General features: G+C 74.1%; 18 protein-coding genes. 10 read left to right on the top strand and 8 right to left on the bottom strand.

Annotated features, from left to right (window positions below):
• The first annotated feature begins 134 nt into the window (after positions 1–134).
• From ACZ6J5_RS28710 to ACZ6J5_RS28675, 8 genes are all read left to right on the top strand, one after another.
• The gene (locus ACZ6J5_RS28710; protein ID WP_469396290.1) at positions 135–1325 is read left to right on the top strand and encodes an agmatine deiminase family protein; all 1191 of its coding nucleotides are present in this window, start codon (positions 135–137) and stop codon (positions 1323–1325) included.
• Positions 1326–1484: 159 nt separating this feature from the next.
• Entirely contained in the window at positions 1485–2048 is a 564-nt protein-coding gene (locus ACZ6J5_RS28705) for a hypothetical protein (protein WP_469396288.1), read from the top strand.
• A 138-nt stretch (positions 2049–2186) separates the two neighbouring features.
• A complete protein-coding gene (locus tag ACZ6J5_RS28700) occupies positions 2187–3023 on the top strand; it encodes a DUF4097 family beta strand repeat-containing protein (RefSeq protein ID WP_469396286.1) in 837 nt (278 codons plus the stop codon).
• Between the two features lie 26 nt (positions 3024–3049).
• The gene (locus ACZ6J5_RS28695) at positions 3050–4039 is read left to right on the top strand and encodes an ATP-binding cassette domain-containing protein (RefSeq protein WP_469396284.1); all 990 of its coding nucleotides are present in this window, start codon (positions 3050–3052) and stop codon (positions 4037–4039) included.
• Complete coding sequence (locus ACZ6J5_RS28690) at positions 4036–4824, top strand: ABC transporter permease (RefSeq protein ID WP_469396283.1); 789 nt, start codon at positions 4036–4038, stop codon at positions 4822–4824. Before ACZ6J5_RS28695 ends, ACZ6J5_RS28690 begins: the two co-directional genes overlap by 4 nt.
• Before the next feature lie 177 nt (positions 4825–5001).
• Positions 5002–6291, top strand: coding sequence for a glycosyl hydrolase family 8 (locus tag ACZ6J5_RS28685; RefSeq protein ID WP_469396282.1), 1290 nt, complete (start codon positions 5002–5004; stop codon positions 6289–6291).
• Between the two features lie 115 nt (positions 6292–6406).
• A complete protein-coding gene (locus ACZ6J5_RS28680) occupies positions 6407–7222 on the top strand; it encodes a VOC family protein (RefSeq protein WP_469396280.1) in 816 nt (271 codons plus the stop codon).
• A gap of 105 nt (positions 7223–7327) precedes the next feature.
• On the top strand, positions 7328–7819 hold the full coding sequence (locus ACZ6J5_RS28675; RefSeq protein ID WP_469396278.1) for an SRPBCC family protein: 492 nt from the start codon (positions 7328–7330) through the stop codon (positions 7817–7819).
• A 7-nt stretch (positions 7820–7826) separates the two neighbouring features.
• Here ACZ6J5_RS28675 and ACZ6J5_RS28670 read toward each other — a convergent pair whose 3' ends face one another.
• The 3 genes from ACZ6J5_RS28670 to recQ all read right to left on the bottom strand — a co-directional run bounded on the left by ACZ6J5_RS28670 (position 7827) and on the right by recQ (position 12464).
• A complete protein-coding gene (locus ACZ6J5_RS28670; RefSeq protein WP_469396276.1) occupies positions 7827–9149 on the bottom strand; it encodes a phytanoyl-CoA dioxygenase family protein in 1323 nt (440 codons plus the stop codon).
• Between the two features lie 5 nt (positions 9150–9154).
• Complete coding sequence (locus tag ACZ6J5_RS28665) at positions 9155–9805, bottom strand: hypothetical protein (protein WP_469396275.1); 651 nt, start codon at positions 9803–9805, stop codon at positions 9155–9157.
• A 613-nt stretch (positions 9806–10418) separates the two neighbouring features.
• The gene (gene recQ, locus ACZ6J5_RS28660) at positions 10419–12464 is read right to left on the bottom strand and encodes a DNA helicase RecQ (protein ID WP_469396273.1); all 2046 of its coding nucleotides are present in this window, start codon (positions 12462–12464) and stop codon (positions 10419–10421) included.
• Positions 12465–12673: 209 nt separating this feature from the next.
• Between recQ and ACZ6J5_RS28655 the strand changes: the two genes are divergently transcribed.
• Complete coding sequence (locus ACZ6J5_RS28655; RefSeq protein WP_469396271.1) at positions 12674–12814, top strand: hypothetical protein; 141 nt, start codon at positions 12674–12676, stop codon at positions 12812–12814.
• 138 nt (positions 12815–12952) lie between these two features.
• The gene (locus tag ACZ6J5_RS28650; protein WP_469396269.1) at positions 12953–13204 is read left to right on the top strand and encodes an EF-hand domain-containing protein; all 252 of its coding nucleotides are present in this window, start codon (positions 12953–12955) and stop codon (positions 13202–13204) included.
• 6 nt (positions 13205–13210) lie between these two features.
• On the opposite strand, the gene ACZ6J5_RS28645 is transcribed toward ACZ6J5_RS28650, so the two are convergent.
• The 5 genes from ACZ6J5_RS28645 to ACZ6J5_RS28625 all read right to left on the bottom strand — a co-directional run.
• Positions 13211–14023: a polysaccharide deacetylase family protein gene (locus tag ACZ6J5_RS28645; RefSeq protein WP_469396267.1), complete on the bottom strand. Its 813-nt coding sequence runs from the start codon at positions 14021–14023 to the stop codon at positions 13211–13213.
• 109 nt (positions 14024–14132) lie between these two features.
• Complete coding sequence (locus ACZ6J5_RS28640; RefSeq protein WP_469396265.1) at positions 14133–15623, bottom strand: serine/threonine-protein kinase; 1491 nt, start codon at positions 15621–15623, stop codon at positions 14133–14135.
• Between the two features lie 4 nt (positions 15624–15627).
• Positions 15628–16425: a serine/threonine protein kinase gene (locus ACZ6J5_RS28635; RefSeq protein ID WP_469396263.1), complete on the bottom strand. Its 798-nt coding sequence runs from the start codon at positions 16423–16425 to the stop codon at positions 15628–15630.
• A 159-nt stretch (positions 16426–16584) separates the two neighbouring features.
• Complete coding sequence (locus ACZ6J5_RS28630; RefSeq protein WP_469396261.1) at positions 16585–18720, bottom strand: DUF8189 domain-containing protein; 2136 nt, start codon at positions 18718–18720, stop codon at positions 16585–16587.
• A 162-nt stretch (positions 18721–18882) separates the two neighbouring features.
• Positions 18883–19174 (bottom strand): DUF8189 domain-containing protein (locus ACZ6J5_RS28625; protein ID WP_469396259.1); only part of this gene is annotated, 292 nt, incomplete at its 5' end.

Here is a 19174-nt window from a genome sequence, read left to right as displayed (position 1 = left end):
CCCTGCCCTTCCCCCCTGAACCGCCCGGCCCGTCCCTGGAGCCCGGCCCGTCTCCGGAGCGCGGCCCGTCTCCGGCGCCCGGCTCGTCTCCGGCGCCCGGCTCGCCGGGCCGGGAGGCGGTGGGCCGGGACGCGGTGGGCCGGTCTCCGGCCGCCGGTCCGCTGTTCGTGTCGCGGCGCGGCGCCCTGCGCGCCCTCGCCGGGCTCGGCGGGGCCGTCGCGCTCGGCGCCGCCGCCTGCGGGCCCGAGGGGGCCGCCGACCCCGGCCCGACGGGCGCGCCCAGCAGCCCGGCCGCGACCGTCGGGCCCGGCGGGAAGCGCCGGTTCGGCGCCGAATGGGACAGCCACACCCGTACGTTCATGTCCTGGCCGGCGCTCTCCTCGGTGTGGGGCGACGACCTGCCGTCCGTACGGGAGGACATCGCCGGGATCGCGCGCGCGGTGGCGGAGTTCGAGGCGGTGGTGATGATGGCCCGCCCGGAGCAGGTGGCCGAGGCGCAGCGGGCCTGCGGCGCGCAGGTCGAGGTCATCCCGCTGCCCGTCGACGACCTCTGGGCCCGCGACACCGTGCCGGTCTTCGTGGAGGACGACGGCGAGCTCATCGGCGTCGACTTCAACTTCAACGGCTGGGGCGGCAAACAGGAGCACGCCAACGACGCGCAGGTGGGCCGCAAGCTGCTGGCCCGCTACCACATCCCCCGGGAGCAGGCCCCGCTCGTCGCCGAGGGCGGCTCGTTCGAGACCGACGGCGAGGGCACGCTGCTCGTCACCGAGAGCTCGATCGTCAACGCCAACCGCAACCCGGGGAAGAGCCGGGCGCGGATCGAGGCCGAGCTGATCGACACCCTGGGCGTCGAGAAGGTGGTGTGGCTGGCGGGCGTCCGAGGCGAGGACATCACGGACGCGCACGTCGACAGCCTCGTACGGTTCACCGCGCCCGGCGTGGTCCTGCTCGACCAGGCGTTCCCGGGCACTCCCCCGGACTCCTGGTCCCGCTCGGCCGACCAGGCCCGCTCGGTCCTGTCCAAGGCGACCGACGCCCGGGGCCGGCGCTTCGAGATCGTCGAGCTGCCCCAGCCCGATCTGGACAAGATCACCGGCGAGGGCCATGACTTCGTGTCGACCTACGCGAACTTCTACGTCGCCAACGGCTCGGTCTTCCTCCCCAAGTTCGGCGACGCGCGGGCGGACGCCCGCGCGAAGGGGATCCTCCAGGAGCACTTCCCCGGCCGGGAGGTGGTGCAACTGGAGATCGACACGATCGCCTCCGGCGGCGGCGGCATCCACTGCGCCACCCACGACCAGCCGGGCAAGCCGGCGGCCTGAGGGGCTCGCGCGGCACTGCACTGCGGGGCGGAACTGCGGGGCGGAACTGCGGCACTGCGGCACTGCGGTGTGGGGTGACACCAGCGGTGACACCATATGGCGCCACTTGGCGCCATGAAGGGCTTGCTATGGCGCCACCCTGATGCCACTATGGTGCACATGGACCTGACCCCCTTCGTCGATCACCTCCGCCGGGAGCTCGCGGTCGCCGCGAACGCCGGCGGGGACGAGGCCCGCGCCTTGGCCGAGCGGCTCACCGCGCCGCTGGAGTCGGCCGCGCGCCTGACCCTGCTCAACGCGCTGTCGGCGGCCTCGGACGAGATCACCCGTGACCTGGCCCCGGGCTCGGTGGACGTGCGGCTCCGGGGGCTCGACCCCGAGTTCGTGGTGACGGCACCGCCCGGCTCGGAGTCCCTGGGTGTGGACCCGGCCAGCCTCACGACCCCGAGGGCATCGCCCATGGCGCCACCCGTGGCACCACCGGCGGCCCCCGTGGCGCCGTCCCTGGCGGACGCCGACGACGGGACGACCGCCCGGATCAACTTCCGGCTCCCCGCCCCGCTCAAGGCGCGCGTCGAGGAGGCGGCGGGCCGGGACGGCCTCTCGGTCAACGCGTGGCTCGTCCGGGCGGTCGGCGCCGCCCTGGAGCCGGGCGCGGGCGCGGCCGGACCGGCCCCCCGGGCCGCCGGACACGGCCAGAGCTACCAGGGCTGGATCCGCTAGCGGCGGCCCGCCGCCGGGGCCGGGCCACCGGCCGGGGCCGCCCGGCCGGGCCCCTCCCGCCCCACCACGTCACCACCTCACCCCACTCACCTCCCCACCTGCGGAATCACCCAACAGAGCCAAGAGGACGGGACAGCCATGCCTTCTTACGACACCCCCGAACCCATCAGTGCCGTCCTCGACTTCGAGGTGGCCAAGGTGCGGCTCACCGCGAGCAAGCGCGGCACGACGGTCGTCGAGGTGCAGCCGAGCAACGGCGCCGACGACGCCGACGCGCGGGCCGCGCAGCAGACCTCGGTCACCTTCGCCAACGGCGTCCTCGCCCTCAAGGGCCCCAAGAAGCGCGGCCTGTTCGGCAAGCAGGGCTCCATCGACGTCACCATCGAACTGCCCGCCGGCTCCCACCTCCACAGCAACGCGCCGATGGGCGACTACGTGACGGAGGGGCCGCTGGGCGAGTGCCGGATCAGGACCAGCTTCGGCGACATCCGGATCGACGAGGCCGCCTCGGTGAACCTGCGCACCGACTTCGGCGACATCCGGATCGACCGGGCCGTGGGCGACGCCGAGATCCACGGGGCCGGCCGGGTCGACATCGGCGAGGTCACCGGCACCGCGACCGTCAAGAACGGCAACGGCGAGACCGTGATCGGCGAGATCACCGGCGATCTCAAGGCGAACTCGTCCAACGGGCGCATCACCGTCGGCGTCGCGCACGGCTCCGTGGATGCCAAGGCGGCCAACGGCGCCATCGGCGTCCACCGGGTGACCCGCGGCGTCGTCAACCTCCAGACCTCCGTCGGCGACCTGGAGATCGGCATTCCCGGGTCCACCGCCGCCTGGCTCGACGCCCACTCCAAGTTCGGCACCCTCCGCAACTCCCTCGACGCGGCGGCCGACCCCGGCCCCTCCGAGGAGACCGTCGAGATCCACGCCCGCACCAGCGTCGGCGACATCGTGATCCGCCGCGCCTGAGCTCCCAGGAAGGGAGAGCGCCGCCCATGACCGCGACCACCGCGGGCGGAGCCGTCACCACGGCCCGGCCCGCCATCTCCGCCCACGGCCTCCACAAGGCGTACGGGGACAAGACCGTCCTCGCCGGCGTCGACCTGAGCATCGCCGAAGGCACCGTCTTCGCCCTCCTCGGCCCCAACGGGGCCGGGAAGACCACCACCGTCGAGATCCTGTCCACGCTCATCGAGCCCGACGCGGGGCGGGCCAGGATCGCCGGCCACGACCTCGCCGAGCAGCCCGACGGGGTGCGCTCCGCGATCGGCGTCACCGGACAGTTCGCCGCCGTCGACGCGCTGCTGACCGCGGAGGAGAACCTCCTCCTGATGGCCGACCTGCGGCATCTGCCCCGCGCCGAGGGCCGCCGCCGGGCCGCCGCGCTCCTGGACCGCTTCGAGCTCGCCGACTCCGCCCGCGCGCCGGTCTCCACCTTCTCCGGCGGGATGCGCCGCAAGCTCGACCTGGCCATGACGCTGGTCGGCGAGCCCCGGATCATCTTCCTCGACGAGCCGACCACCGGCCTCGACCCGCGCAGCCGCCGCACCATGTGGGAGATCATCCGCGGTCTGGTCGCCGACCAGGGCGTCACCGTCTTCCTCACCACGCAGTATCTGGAGGAGGCCGATCAGCTCGCCGACCGCGTCGCGGTCCTCGACCGGGGCCGGCTGGTCGCCGAGGGGACCCCGGACGAGCTCAAGCGGCTGATCCCCGGCGGGCACATCCGGCTGGTCTTCGCCGACCTCGACGCGCTCGACTCCGCCGCCCGCCACTTCGGCGCCGCGGCGCGCGACCCCGAACAGCTCACGCTCCGGGTCCCCGGCGACGGCACCGTCCCCACCCTGCGGGCCGTCCTCGACGTGCTCGACGGGGCGGGACTGCGGGCCGAGTCGCTGACCGTGCACACGCCCGACCTCGACGACGTGTTCCTGACCCTCACCGGCCACGGGACGCCCGACTCCACGACGGAGATGGCCCGATGAGCGGCACCCTCACCTACGCGGTCAGCGACTCCCTGACCATGCTGCGGCGCAACCTCAAGCACGCCCAGCGCTATCCGTCGATGACGGTCTCCACGGTCATCATGCCCGTGATGATGCTGCTGATGTTCAACTACGCCTTCGGCGGCGCCATCGGGGCCGGGATCACCGGAGCCGGAGACGGCACCTACATCGACTACGTCGCCCCCGGCATCATCCTGATGGCCGCGACCGCGGGCGCGGTCGCCACGGCGGTCGGGGTCTGCGTCGACATGACCGAGGGGATCGTCAACCGCTTCCGCACGATGTCGATATCGCGAGCCGCGTTCCTCACCGGGCACGTCGTCGGCAACGTCATCCAGACGCTGATCGCGGTCGGCCTGGTCATCGGGGTCGCCCTCGCCATCGGCTTCCGGCCCGACGCCTCCGCCGTCGAATGGCTCGCCGCCCTCGGCCTGCTGACCCTGCTCGTCCTCTCCCTCACCTGGCTCGCCGCCGGCATGGGCCTGGTGGCCAGGACCCCGGAGTCGGCCAGCAACGCGCCCCTGCCGCTCACCTTCCTGCCCCTGCTCGGCAGCGCCGTCGTGCCGACCGACACCATGCCGACCGGGCTGCGCTGGTTCGCCGAGTACCAGCCCTTCACCCCCGTCATCGAGACCCTGCGCGGGCTCCTCATGGGCACCCCGATCGGCCACAGCGGCTATCTCGCGCTCGCCTGGTGCCTCGGTCTCAGCCTCGCCGGCTTCCTCTGGGCCCGCACCGCCTTCGGCCGCACCGCCAAGCGCTGACCCACGTCCTGGGGAGGGGATCCCGGCACCGGATCTCGTCGGCGGTCTTGCGCGGCCGGGCGCGGGTCTCTACTGTCCGGCCTAATGGTTAGGAATATTTCCTAACCATTAGGCCCCCGCCGGGATCCGCACCCGATCAGCCCCCCACTGGTGCACCACTTCACCCGAGGACGTCCGATGTCACAGGCACATCAGCACCGCTCCGCACATCACGGCCGTAGCTGGCGCCGCCCCCTCGCGGGCTTCGTCGTCACCACCACCGCCCTCGCCGGGCTCTCCGCGCTCGGGCCGGCCGCCGGCGCCGCCCCGACGGCCGGTCCCGCCGTCCCGTTCGGCAGCCACACCCGGCCCTACGCCGCCGGAATCCTGAAGCCCTCCGGCGCCCAGGCGACACTCGACCAGAAGGTGGTCGACTACTACAACAAGTGGAAATCGGCCTTCGTCCGCCAGAACTGCGGCAACGGCTGGTACCAGGTCATCTCCCCCGACGCCGACCACCCCTACGTCGCCGAGGCGCAGGGCTACGGCATGGTCATCGCCGCGACGATGGCCGGGGCCGACCCGGACGCGAAGAAGATCTTCGACGGGCTGACGAAGTGGGTGATCGACCACCCGTCCTCGATCAACCGTGATCTGCTCGCCGCCGAGCAGGACACCTCCTGCAAGAGCGTCAACGGCGGCGACGCCGCCACGGACGGCGACCTGGACGTGGCGTACGGGCTGCTGCTGGCGGACAAGCAGTGGGGCAGCTCCGGCACCTACGACTACAAGGCGCTGGCCCTGAAGCACATCGCCGCCATCAAGAAGGACGAGCTCAACCCCACCACCAAGCTGCTGAAGCTGGGCGACTGGAGCAGCTCGGGCGACCAGTACTACTACATCTCCCGCACCTCGGACTGGATGGTCGACCACTTCCGTGCCTTCCGCACGGCCTCCGGCGACTCCACCTGGGACGGCGTCATCAGCGCCCACCAGAACCAGATCACCAAACTGCAGCAGTCGTACGCCCCGAACACGGGCCTGCTGCCCGACTTCGTCGTCAACACGAACAGCACACCGAAGCCGGCGCCCGGCAAGGTCCTGGAGGACGCGAACGACGGCGCCTACTGGTGGAACGCCTGCCGCACCCCGTGGCGCATCGCGGACGACGCCGTGACCAGCGGCGACAGCAAGTCCCTGGCACAGGCCCGCAAGATGAACACCTGGATCAAGAGCAAGACGGGCGGCGACCCGAAGAAGATCGCCGTGGGCTACAAGCTGAACGGGACACAGATCTCCTCGGGCAGCGAGGCGGCGTTCTTCGCCCCGTTCACGCTCGCCGCGATGACCGACCCGGGCAGCCAGGCGTGGCTGGACGCGCTGTGGAACAAGATGGTGGCGACGCCGATCGACACCGGAAGCTACTTCTCGGTCAGCATCCAGCTCCAGGTCATGATCACGGCATCCGGCAACCACTGGGTCCCGTAGTCCGTCCCGCCGCCGCGGGCCGCCGTCCGATGGGCGGGCGGCGGCCCGGGGTGCCAGGCTGAGGAGGGGGACCTCACCCGCGCGCGCCCGCGCGCACCGTGGAAGGGACTGTCCCGTGATCACCACCGACTTCACCCCCGGCGCCCCCTGCTGGCTCGACCTCGGCAGCCCCGACGTGCCGGGCGCCGCGGCCTTCTACGGGGCGGTGCTCGGCTGGGAGTACGAGCCCATGGAGGCTCCGGAGTCCGTCGGGGCCGGCGAGGAGGCCCAGGGCGGGATGTTCCGTAAGGACGGCCGGGTCGTCGCCGGGCTCGGCCGGCTCACCGAGCCGGGAGCGCGCTCGGCGTGGATGATCTACTACAGCGTGGTGGACGCCGACGCCACGACCCGGGCGGTCGAGGCGGCAGGCGGCACGGTCCGGGTGCCGCCCCGGGACCTCGACCGATGGGGCCGGATGGCCCAGTACAGCGACCCGCTGGGCGGCCAGTTCGCCGTCTGGCAGCCGGGCGAGATCAAGGGCGCCGAGCTGCTGGACGCACCGGGCTCGCTGTCGTGGACCGAGCTGTACACGAGCGACGCGGAGGCGGCCAAGCGGTTCTACGCGGACGTCTTCGGCTGGTGGTACAGCGACATGGAGATGCCGGGCGGCGAGGGCACGTACACCCTGATCACCCCCGACGGGCTCCCCGCCGAGCGGATGCACGGCGGTCTGCTCCAGCTCCCCTCGGACCAGCTGGCCCTCGCGGGCGGACGTCCGTACTGGCACCCGGTCTTCGCCGTCACGGACTGCGACGCGGCCGTCGCCGCGGCCACCGGCGCGGGCGGCACGGTCCAGATGGGCCCGGCGGACGTGCCCGGCGTGGGCCGCCTGGCGGTCTGCCTCGACCCGTCGAACGCCGACTTCGTGGTCCTGGCGGCGGAGGGGAGCTGACGGGTCCCGCCCCGGCCGCGCCGCCGACCCGCTACCGTACCGGCGAGTAGGGGCGGTGGGGCCGTCACTCGGACTTCCCCGTACGGGGGTGGAGGGGTGAGGGCGATGGAGCGGCGGCGGAGGCTTGAGGAGAGTGCCGTGGTCGGCGCTTCTCCCGCGCGGGTGTACGCGCTCGTGTCGGAGCTACGGAACATGGGGCGCTGGAGTCCCGAGTGCCGTGCCGTGTGGGTGCGGCCGGGAGCGGGATCCGGGACGCGGTTCGTCGGCTTCAACCGGCGGGGGCCGTTCGTCTGGTTCACCGTGGGGCGGGTGGTGGAGGCGGTGCCGGAGCGGGAGTTCGTCTTCGACGTCGGCGTGTTCGGGCTGCCGATCGCCCGCTGGGGCTACCGCTTCGAGCCGGCGGACGAGGGCACCCTCGTCACCGAGTTCTGGGAGGACCTGCGCTCCGGAGGTCCCCGGGGCCGGGCCGCCGACCTGCTCGGCACGGTGTTCGCCGGGACGAACCCGGCCCGGCGGATCGCCCTGAACCGGGCCGGGATGCGCGCCACCCTGGCCGCGATCGCGGAGACCGCGGCCCAGGACCCGTCGGCGGTGTGACCCGTCCTCACACCCGGGCGCGGCTGCGGGAGAAGGCCGCCGAGCGCCAGGCGGGGCGGAGGCCCGCCGTCGCCGGGCCCGAGAGGCGGGGGTGGTGGGTCTCGGCCTCGCGGTCCCCGTACAGCATGGTCACGTTGACCCGCAGGTTCTCGTAGCCGGGGTGGAAGCGGACCGTGTCCGAGGCGTGGAACAGGTCGGAGTTGAAGATCACCGCCCGGTTGCGCCGGTACGGGACGGTGACGCTGCGGGAGCGGCGGCTGCGCAGGAACGGGCGGATCAGGTCCTGCCGTCCGTTGTAGCTGTCGAAGCCCCAGGACAGCGGGGCGTCCACGTCGTGCACCACGAGGCCGCCCGAGTCCGGGTCGGCGTTGGCGTCGTCCGGCGTGATCCAGAAGTTGACGTTGACCGCGGCGAAGTCGGCGTGCGTCGTGACGTCGGCCGGCACCTCGGGGCCGCATTTGAAGCCCCAGATCTGGCGCAGCGGGTAGCGCTCGCCGATCAGCTGCGGCAGGGCGTCCCGCAGCTCCTCGGCGATCTGCATGAGCAGCGGGTTGACGAACCCGTCCTGCATGAGCGAGCCGAGCCTGCCGTGGTCGTAGCGGTTGCCGAACCAGATCGTCGACTCCAGGCAGAACCGGTAGAGCCCCTCCAGCGCCTCCTCGGTCAGGAAGTCGTCGACGGTGACCACGCCCGGCGCGTTCGCCAGGTACTCCCGCTGGACGGCCGCCGGATCCCACCGGGCGGACAGCGCCCGGTCCACACGCGGGGTCTCCCGGACGTGCAGCAGCCGGTTGTAGGCGCCGGCGATGCCCGGGTGCGCCTCGGGGTCGAGCCGCTCCCGTGCGTCGGGGCCCCGCGCCGCGAGCCGCGCGTGCGCGTCCTCGTACGCGGTGATGACCTCCGCGTACTCGGGACCCAGCACGCCCAGCGCCTTCAGATACCGGAACTGGGCGAGGTCGTGCCGCAGTTTGGGCACGCTCAGCGGCACCAGCGAACGCGCCGCCGGATCGTCCGCGCCCCAGCGCAGCCGCGCGAACAGCCGGGCGCAGCCCTCCGCGAGGGCGAAGTCGCGCTGCTCCAGGGCCGCCGTCACGGCGTCCGGCAGCCAGTCCTCCAGCGGGCCCGCCCCCGCCACGGCGGGATCCTCCGCGGCCTCGTCCCAGCGTCCCGCGGCGAGCAGGAGCAGGACGGACTCTCGGTGGGACGCCGGGTCCGCGGGTCCGGCCCGCAGGGCGTCGGCGAGGGCGCGTGCCCGCTCCTTCGTGCGGCCGGAGCCGGTGGCCGCCCGCACCCGGGCGACCACCGGACCGGCTTCCCACGTGCCGCCCACCCGCGTCACCCGAGCCGGAACGCGCCGCGGGCGCGGAGCTCGACCGCGTACCGGGCGAGCCCGTCGAGGGTCACCGTGACGTACGGGGGCGCGAAGTCGGTGCCGATCGCGTGGACCTCCTCGACCTGGGTGGTCCTGATCCAGGTGGTCCAGGTGATGGAGGTGAGCGGTGTGATGCCGCGCGGCTCGATCGCGGTGCCCTCGCGGGCCGCTTCCCCGTCGGGCCGGGTGTGCTCGTCGCCGCAGAGGGTGTGCGCGGCGTGCAGGTTGACGAAGTAGTGCAGCAGGTCCTCGGTCAGGCCGTGGATGCCGGTCTCCGCCGCGCAGCCTTCCAGGAGGGCGGCGACGACGTCCTCGCCGCCGTGGCTCACCGTCGCCGCGCAGAAGTCGGTGAGGAAGGCGGCGGCGGTGGGCACCCGGTCGGTGTGCTCGTGGACGTAGTCCTGGAGCCAGCGGACCAGCCGCGGGTTGGCGAAGACGGTGTAGACGAGCCGGTCGGTGAGGAGCGCCTGCGGGGCGGTGACCGGCGGGACGTCGAGGTATTCGGTGAGGATCCGGGACGGGCCGGTGATGAACTGCTCGCGCAGCAGGAAGTCGGTCTCCATCGCCTGGAACAGGGCGTCGATGCGGCGCACGTTGGCGGCGCGGACCATCATGACGGCCCCCTGGGCGCTCCGGCTCCGGTCCCCCGGAACGGACCGGCGGGCTGCCCGCCGGTCCGTTCCGGGGCCCGGTCGACAGGCACGTCCAGGGTCCTCTCCGCGGTGGTCTCCATGCTCTTCTCCTTCGGTGCCACGCCATGGGTGGGGGTCGTGGGCCGGGCGGGGAAGGTTCCGGGCCGACCGGCCCGCGCCCATCGATACCAGCCGGTGGACGGGGCGCCGGGGAGCCGCAGCCCGGCGCCCGCCGACTGCATCCCAACAGCGGGCGCGCGCCGGGGGCACCGGCGGGGCGCGCCGGTGCGGGGGCGGAGCGGGGGCGGAGCGGGGCCGGAGCGGGGGCGGAGCGGGGGCGGAGCGGGGCCGGAGCGGGGCCGGAGCGGGGGCGGTGCGGGGCCGGAGCGGGGCCGGAGGTGGCCGGAACGTGGCCGGACAAGAGCCGGAGACGATCGGCGGGGCGACCGCGCGGCACGAAGGGACCGCCCGGCGGAGCGGCCGGACGGCGCGAAGGGCCCGACCGGCGGGGGCGGCGACCGCGCGGCACGAAGGGCCCGACCGGCCTGCTGTCCGGCCGGGCGGGCCCTTCGTGTGTGGCGTCGCGGGACCCCGGCTAGCGCCAGTCGTCCCAGGGCGGCTCCTCCTCGTCGAACGGGGGCTCCTCGTCCGGGTCGAACGACGGGCCCTCGTCCTGCGGCGTCGGCCGCGCGGTGGTCTGCCGCCCGGCGCTCGCGGGCGCGGCGGCCGGGGGCTGGGCCGCCGGGGCCTCGGCGGAAGCCGGGGCAGGGGCCGGCGCGGGGGCGTCGGCGGTGTGCTCCCCCAGCGCGTCGAGGACGCCCTGGCCGTACTTGGTCAGCTTCGCCTCACCGACGCCGCCGACGGTGGCCAGCTCCTCGATGGTGCCGGGCAGGCGGGTCGCGATCTCCCGGAGCGTCGCGTCGTGGAAGACGACGTACGCCGGGACGCCCTGCTCCTTGGCCGCCGCGGCGCGCCAGGCGCGCAGGGCCTCGAAGACCGGGACGGCGGCGGCCGGAAGGTCCACCGGGACCTTGGCGCCCTTCGCGGAGCGGGAGCCGGACTCCTTGCGGGAGCTCGCGGCCGGGGCCTTCTCCTTGCGCATGGGGACGCTGCGGCGTCCGCCGAGCACCTCGCCGCTGCCGTCGGTGAGGACGAGCGTGCCGTAGTCGCCCTCCACCGCGAGCAGGCCCTGGGCCAGCAGCTGGCGCACGACGCCGCGCCACTCCGACGTGCCCAGCTCCGCGCCGACGCCGAACACGGACAGCGCGTCGTGGTCGAACTGGATGACCTTGGCGGTCTTCTTCCCCTGGAGGATGTCGATGATCTGGCCCGCGCCGAACTTCTGGCGCCGCTCCTTGGCCAGCCGCCACACGGTCGACAGCAGCTTCTGCGCGGCGACCGTGCCGTCCCAGGACTCCGCGGGGGTCAGACACGTGTCGCAGTTCCCGCAAGGCTCCGCCTGCTGCCCGAAGTAGGCGAGCAGCCGGACCCGGCGGCACTCGACGGTCTCGCAGAGCGCGAGCATGGCGTCGAGGTGGGCGGCCAGGGAGCGGCGGTGGGCCTCGTCGCCCTCGGAGCCGTCGATGAGCTTGCGCTGCTGGACCACGTCCTGCAGCCCGTACGCGAGCCAGGCCGTGGCGGGCGCCCCGTCGCGGCCCGCGCGGCCGGTCTCCTGGTAGTAGCCCTCGACGGACTTCGGCAGGTCCAGGTGGGCGACGAAGCGCACGTCCGGCTTGTCGATGCCCATGCCGAACGCGATCGTCGCGACGACCACGACGCCGTCCTCGCGCAGGAACCGCGACTGGTTGGCGGCGCGCGTCGCCGCGTCCATGCCCGCGTGGTACGGCACCGCGTCCACGCCGTTCTCCACGAGGAAGGCGGCGGTCTTCTCGACCGAGGCCCGGGACAGGCAGTAGACGACGCCGGCGTCCCCGTCGTGCTCGGTGCGGATCAGGTCGAGGACCTGCTTGAGCGGGCTGTTCTTCGGCGCGATGCGGTACTGGATGTTGGGCCGGTCGAAGCTGGCGACGAAGTGCCGGGCCTCCTGGAGGCCCAGCCGCCCGGCGATCTCGGCGTGCGTGGCTTCGGTCGCCGTCGCGGTCAGCGCGATCCTCGGCACCTTGGGCCAGCGCTCCTGGAGCATCGACAGGGCCAGGTAGTCGGGCCGGAAGTCGTGACCCCACTGGGCGACGCAGTGGGCCTCGTCGATCGCGAAGAGCGAGATCTTCCCCCGGTCGAGCAGCCGCTGCATACCCTCCGTGCGCAGCCGCTCGGGCGCCAGATAGAGGATGTCGAGCTCGTCCGCGAGGAACGCCCGCTCGACCTCCTGCCGCTGGTATCCGTCCTGGGTGGAGTTGAGGAAGCCGGCCCGGACCCCGAGCGCGGTGAGCGCGTCCACCTGGTCCTGCATCAGCGCGATCAGCGGCGAGATGACCACGCCGGTACCCTCTCTGACCAGCGCGGGAATCTGGTAGCAGAGCGACTTGCCGCCGCCGGTCGGCATGAGCACGAGGGCGTCGCCGCCGGCGACGACCTGATCGATGATCTCTTCCTGCTCGCCGCGGAAGGAGCCGTAACCGAAGACGCGGTGCAGCACGCGCAGCGCGTCGGAGGTCTCGGGGGAAGCGTCGGTGAGGGCCATTCGAAAAGCCTAGCCGCCCGGACCGACACCCCCGGACCGTCCGCCGCGGCCTGTGGATAACTCCGGACCACGGCCGTCCGCAAGAGAGCCGTCCAGACCCCGGCCTTCCGGCCCCGGGCCGTCGGGGCCCCGCCCCGCCCACCTCCCCGTCCCGTCGCCCGCCTGCTCGGCCGCCCGCCCGCCCGCCCCGCAGGGTGGTGACGGTGCTCGTGACCGTCGCGACACGCGTGCCGTCCTCGCGGACCTGCCCCTCAACGCGCCGACGCCGCTCCCGCGCCCTGGACACCCCGGACACGGACGTGCTGACCGAGGCGCTGGGGCGGGTCCGGGAGGCGGTACGGATCATCTGACGCCGCACGGGGCGCCCGAGCCCGTACGACACGGGCCGCCGGGGAAGGCAACTTCCCGGGCGGCCCGCGCGTCCTTCCGCTCAGCGGGGGCGCAGGGCCACGCCGCTCATGGAGCAGACCAGGGAACGGGAACAGACGATGAGCGAGAAGGCTCGGATCCTCTTCGACGCGCTCGACCTCGACCAGGACGGCGCGCTCACGCGGGCCGAGGTGATCGGCGCGCTGCGCGCCAAGGGCCCGACGCTCGCCGCCCAGGGGGTGATCCCGGTCTGGGGGGTGGGGGACGACGACGCCTCGTCCGCGCTGTTCGACCAGGCCGACCAGAACGGCGACCGGGTACTCAGCTTCGCGGAGTTCGCGGCGCTGGTCGACCGCCGCTTCGGCTGGTGACCGTCCTCAGGGAGTGGTCCGCACGGGGAAACTGAAAGTGTGGCCGCGCTGCTTCAGCCAGGGCAGCACCTGGTCCAGAGCGGCGACGGTCTGGCTCCGGTCGCCGCCGCCGTCATGGAACAGGATCGTCGGGCCGTTGGACAGCTCGTTCTTGACGGTGCGGACGATCGAGGCGGTGCCCGGGCGCTCGAAGTCCTTGGTGTCGACGTTCCAGCCGAGCGGGCGCATCCCGGCGGCCGCGGCGATGCGCCGGCTGTCGGGGGTGAACGCGCCGCCCGGGGCCCGGTAGTACTCCACCTTCGCGCCGCCGGCCGCCTCCTCGATCAGCTTCTTCGCGTCCAGGATCTGCTTCTTCTGGTACGCGACGGGCTTCTTGTCCATCGAGGTGTCGTGGTCCATGGTGTGGTCGCAGAGCCGGTGGCCCTCGGCGACGATCCGCTTCACCAGCTGGGGGTGGGCCTTGGCGCTGGGGCCGACCATGCAGAACACGGCCTTGACGTCGTTCTCCTTGAGGATGTCGAGCATCTTGGGGGTCCACCGGGGATCGGGGCCGTCGTCTATCGTGATGTTGACGGCGGAGCCGCCCGCCTCGGCGGCGTGCGCGATGCTCACCGGCACCTGCTCCGGGCGCACCTGCGCGGGCCCCTTGTCCGTCTGCCCGCCCCGCTCCCCGGGCGCGCTCGTGCCCGGCGCGGCCCCGCCTCCGGTCGTCGCCGCTCCCGGATCCGTCAGCGCGGCGGCGCCCCACGCCGCCAGGCTCAGACCTATCGCCGACGCCACCACCGCTATGTGCGTGGTGTACTTGCGCTTCTCTCCCATGGAATGCCCACTCCCCGTAGGTTCCTGACCGTATCCCAGAAGGAAGGACGGCCGACTCGTCAGGAAGGTTTCACGCATAAGGGACGTGAATGTCACACGTTCGTCATGGTCAGGGGCGTGCGGCCGTCGTCGGGGCGGGGGTTCGGGGGCCCGTGGGGACGGGGTGCGCACAAGGGGGCAACGCGGGCCGGTCCTTGGTACGGACGGCGGGCAGCCACGCCGTCGCGGGAGCCCCGGGAGACGCTGACGGACCCCCCGGACCCCTTCCCGGGAGGCGGACGCGGTACCAGAGGGTGGAGGTGCGGTCCTCCTCGTCGATGACGGGCAGTCCGTCCGGCAGCCGGCACTCCGCCTCCAGCACGTCGCCGTGCCAGACCCGGGTCGGCACCACGTTCCTCGCGGTGTACGGGCGCAGCGGGTCGATCGCCAGGCCGAGGCTGCACTGCCGGTCGCGGTCCGCGCGCCCCTGGCAGCCGCGCTCGGCGTTGAACACCCGCACCGGCAGCGGGGCGTCGGCGGAGCGGCCGCCCGCACCGCCCGACCCGGCCGCCCCGGTCAGGTCCGGGTACCACCAGGGCGCGGTGCCCGCCGCCACGCAGACCGCGGCCGCGATCGCGAGCAGGGCGCCGAGCGGCCGACGCGGGCCCCGTCCCGGGCGGGGGCGGTGCCCGGCGGGGGCGGGCCGGGCCGCGATCCGCGCCAGCAGGCTTTCGGCCGTGTGCGCGGCGCGCGCCTCGTGGCTGGGCGCGAGGCAGTCGGCCGCGAACGCCCGCCAGAACGCGGGAACCGCGTGGTCCATGCGGAGCGGGGCGCGCCCCTCCGCGTACTCCCGCACTGCGGCGGAGCGCGCGGCGGGCGTGGCGCCGGGGAACGGGGAGGCCCCGGCGGCGAACACCTCGTGGACGACGACACCCAGCGCCCAGACGTCGGCGCTGGGCCGGACCCGCACGCCGCGCTCGCCGAGCGGCTCGCGCCCCCGCTCGGGCGGCAGGTAGTCGAGGGTGCCCATCGGGGGCGTGTAGCCGTGGGTGCCGGTCAGCTCGATGGCGAAGCCGAAGTCGGAGAGCTTCACCGTGCCGTCGCGGCCGATGAGGACGTTCTCGGGCTTGAGGTCGGTGTGCACCCAGCCCGCCCCGTGCAGATGGGCCAGCCCTTCGCAGATCCCGCTGACGAGCCGGGCCCCCTCCGCTTCCCCCACTCCGGCGTCGAGGAGCTCGCGCAGGCTGCCCCGGGCCCGCTCCATGACCAGGACGATCGCGCCGTCCAGGACGGGGTCCCCGGCGGCTTCGAGGACGAAGGAGTCCAGCAGCCGGATCAGGCGCGGGTGGGCGGCGCGGCGGCCGAGGGCGACCTCGCGGGCGGCGGCCTCGGCGACGTCGCGGGCCTGGCGCGGGGCGAGCCCGGCGGTCGGCATGATCTTGAGCGCGACCTCTTCGGGCCCTTCCCCGGCCGGCTCGGCGGGCCGCGCCGCGTAGACGGTCGCCCAGCCGCCGGAGCCGATCGGCTCGGTGACGGCCCAGGGCCCGACCCGGTGGCCCGGCGCCAGGGGCTCCGGCCGTCCGCTGCCCCAGGAGACGGTCCGCTCCTCCACGTGCACCACGCCCCTACCGTCCCCGCTCGGCGGGTTCGGCGCCCGGGGGTAACAGCGGCAGGTGCTCCTCGCGGACGATGCCGAACTTGAGGGCGAGACCGACGACGGCCTCCCGCTTGCCGTTCCTGCGGTCCGCGCGGCCCGCGTCGTCGGTGCCGGGGCCGCCGATCCGCAGCTTCTCGTCGGCGAGGTAGTCGATGTGCGAGCTGACCGCGCGGGCCGTCAGCCGCGCGCAGGCGGGGTGGCCGCGCAGCCGCTCGACGACCTGCGGGGTGGTCGGCACCGCGGCGGGCGAGCGGTCGCGGAGCCAGGGCTCGCAGAGCGCGACGAGCACCAGGAAGTACGTGGCGGTCTCGTCCAGCGAGTACGCGGTGAGGGTGCGGCTGCCGCCGGGTCCGCCCATGCCCCTCGGGTCCAGGTAGACGTGGTCGGGCGCGAACACCTGGAAGGACACGGCGGTGTCGCCTCGGGTGGGCAGCACCACGCGGGAGAACTCGAAGGGGATGGGCGCGCCGGAGCGGCGCGGCGGGACCCGCAGGTACTCCCCCGCGCCCTCCGGGTTCTCGACGAGATAGCTGTGGGTGGTGCTGAGGTTGCTGAGCTGCCAGTGGTCGTCCGTCGCCCGGATCTCTCCGGCGAGACGGGAGATGGCGGCGTCGGCCAGCCGGAGCTCGACGGGCGTGCCGGCCGAGCCCCGGCCGAACCGGGCCCGCTGCCCGGGCCCGAGCCGCAGCGTCACGGCGCCGTCGTCCGCTGTCCCGTCCGTGCCTCCGCCGCTGCCCTGCGGCAGGTGGATGACAATTCCGCTCACCGGTCCCCCGTCCCGCGTGCCGACCGCTGTCGCTGTCCGACACCCCGAACGTTACCGGGTGCAACCGGTGATGCACCGAGTGGCATCGGCCACTTCCACGGCCCGGTACGCGGCCCCTACGTGCGGGTTCGCCCCGCATGTGCCGTTCGTGACGAGCAGTCAGGGAGTGGGGGTGCCGGAGCGGAGCGTTGCGACCGCGCGGTCGCCGAAGGCGGCCCACGGCAGCGGTGCCCCGCCGGTCCCGCCCTGGACGCGGCAGCGGATCCGGCCGTCCGAGGCGACGGCGAAGAGGTGGAGGCGGCCGGAGGCGTCGAGCGCGCCCGCCGGGGTCGCGGCGAGCGGGACGCCGGGCTCGCCGTACTCCTCGGCGGGTCCCCAGGATCCACCGGGCGCGGACTGGCGTCGGCGGTCGAGTCGTTCGCCGCCGGGGGCGAGGACGAAGGCGTCCAGGCACCCGTCGGCGCCCGCGACGAGCAGCGGGGCGGCGGCCGACCAGCCGAAGAGCGGCTGCCAGGCGTCCCAGCCGCCGCTGGGCACGGACTGGCGGCGCTGGAAGGAGCCGACCCCGGACGGGGCGACGGCGGCGACGCTGAGCCGGCCACTCCCGTCCCGGGCCACCCGGGGCGCGTTGCCCGCGGCGGTGCCGAACACGCTCCAGGCCGACCAGGCACCGCCGGGGGCGAGCTGCCAGCGGTGCCGGATCGCGGTGCCACCGGGCGCGAGGACGAAGACCTCCAGGCGCCCGTCCGCGTTGGCGGCGACCACGGGCGGCGCGCCCGCGGGCCCTCCGAATCCCGCGTCCCAGGGGTCCCAGGCCGTGGACCCGGCGGCGGTCTGACGGCGCCGGGCCACGACGGAGCCGTCGGGGCTGAGCGCGAACGCCTCAAGGCGCCCGTCGGCGTTCCGGGCCACGGCGGGCGCGGCGGCGGCCGGACCGCCGAACTCCTCCCAGTCGCCCCAGCTCCCGTCCGCCCGCTGCGCCCGGTGGTGCAGATTGACCGCGCCGGGGGCGAGCGAGAAGACCTCAAGGCGTCCGTCGGCGTCGCGGGCGAGCGTGGGCACGGCACCGGCGGGGCCGCCGAAGCGCTCCCACTCCGACCAGGCGTCGGCGCCGGGGCCGAGCTGGACGCGCCGCAGCATCGAGCGGTCGGCGGCGTCCAGGGCGAAGACGTTCAGCCGCCCGTCGACGTCGAGGGAGACGGCCGGGTTGTCCGGACTCTGCCACGAGGGCGGGGTGGTCCGCCACAGCAGCGGGGCCACGGACAGGCCGCGCCCGAACCAGCCGGCCGCGCTCGCGTACCGCTGGACACCACCGGACCTGCTGGACCCACCAGTCTCACCAGCCCCATTCGCCACGTCCGCAACATCCGTCATGTCCGTCATGTCCGTCATGATCTCGACGGCATGTCCGGGCACGTGCCCCGCATACCCGTCCAGGGTGAAGCGGAACGGGTCGCGGGAGGCGAGCACGTCGGTGCCCTCGTAGCCGACCCGGGGGCCGATGAACAGGTAGTACCAGCCGTCCTGTTCGAGGACGAAGGGCGATTCGGTGACCGACACCCCGGTGGCCTCGGTGGTCTCGTCGGCGTAGGCGGTGCCGGGCTCGCTCCAGTGCAGCAGGTCGTCGGAGACCCGGTGGCACACGAGGTGCCGGCCGTCCGTCGCCGAAACCTCCGTGTAGTACATGACCCACCTGCCGTCGATCCGCGTCACCATCGGGTCGCGGGCCGCCCGCCCCCGGAACAGCGGGCCCGAGGGCAGCCGGGTCCAGGTGGCGAGGTCGGTGGAGGTGGCGAGGCAGATCGCCGCGCCGTCGGCGCCGCCCGCCGCGTAGAACATCCGGTAGGCGCCGTCGACCTCGATGACGTGCGGCGCCCACAGGTGCTCCTCGCCGAAGTAGTCGCGGTCGAGGGTCAGGGCGTCGGGGTGGGCGGTCCAGGGGCCGTACGGGTCCGGGGCGGAGGCGTGGGCGAAGGCCGTCTCCGCCGAGCTGTCCGGGTTCCGGCCGGGCGCCGCGCTGTCGCCGACGATGGAGTACAGGTGCCAGCGCCCTCCGGCCCGGATCAGGGTGTGGTCGTTGAGGTAGCGGCGGCGGCCGGGGACGGAGGGGTCGTACACGGGGCTGAAGGGGCCGGCGCCGACCCACCGGCGGGGCGGGATCGTCCCGGCGACGGCCGGGGCAGGCGCGAGGCCGGAGAGACCAGAGAGGGCGGGGAGACCGGGGAGACCGGGAAGCCCGAGGGCACCGGCCACGACGCCCGCGCGCAGCAGTCCACGGCGGCTGAGGGGATGCATGACGGGGTCTCCTGGTGGTCCCGCGGCCGGCCGGGGCGTACGAGGCTGCTCCGGCCGATCGCGGGGGCGTCGGTTCAACGGGTCTGCGGATCTGCGGATCTGCGGGACCGCGGGTCTACGGATCTACAGACCTACGGGTTCACGGGTTCACGGGTTCACGGCTCAGTCGACGGCTGGGCCGGAGGTGCTGTTGAGCCAGGCCCACTCGGACCAGGCCGAGAAGCCGGTCTGCCACTTGTGGTAGACCCCGGCGTGGCTGGTTCCGAACACCTCGATGCGTCCGTCGGCGTTCGTGGCGGCCGTGATCTCCGTACCGCCGCCGCCGTAGTCGACCCACTGGCCGTACGGGGCGTTGACGCCGCTCTGCCAGAGGTGCTGGGCGACGGTCCCGTTGATCGCGAAGACCTCCACCCGCCCGTCCGGCGACCGCTCACTCGTCAGCTGCGAGTCCACG

It is taken from the genome of Streptomyces sp. NPDC042100, from assembly GCF_055582325.1.
This window is presented reverse-complemented; position numbering and strand designations above follow the sequence as displayed.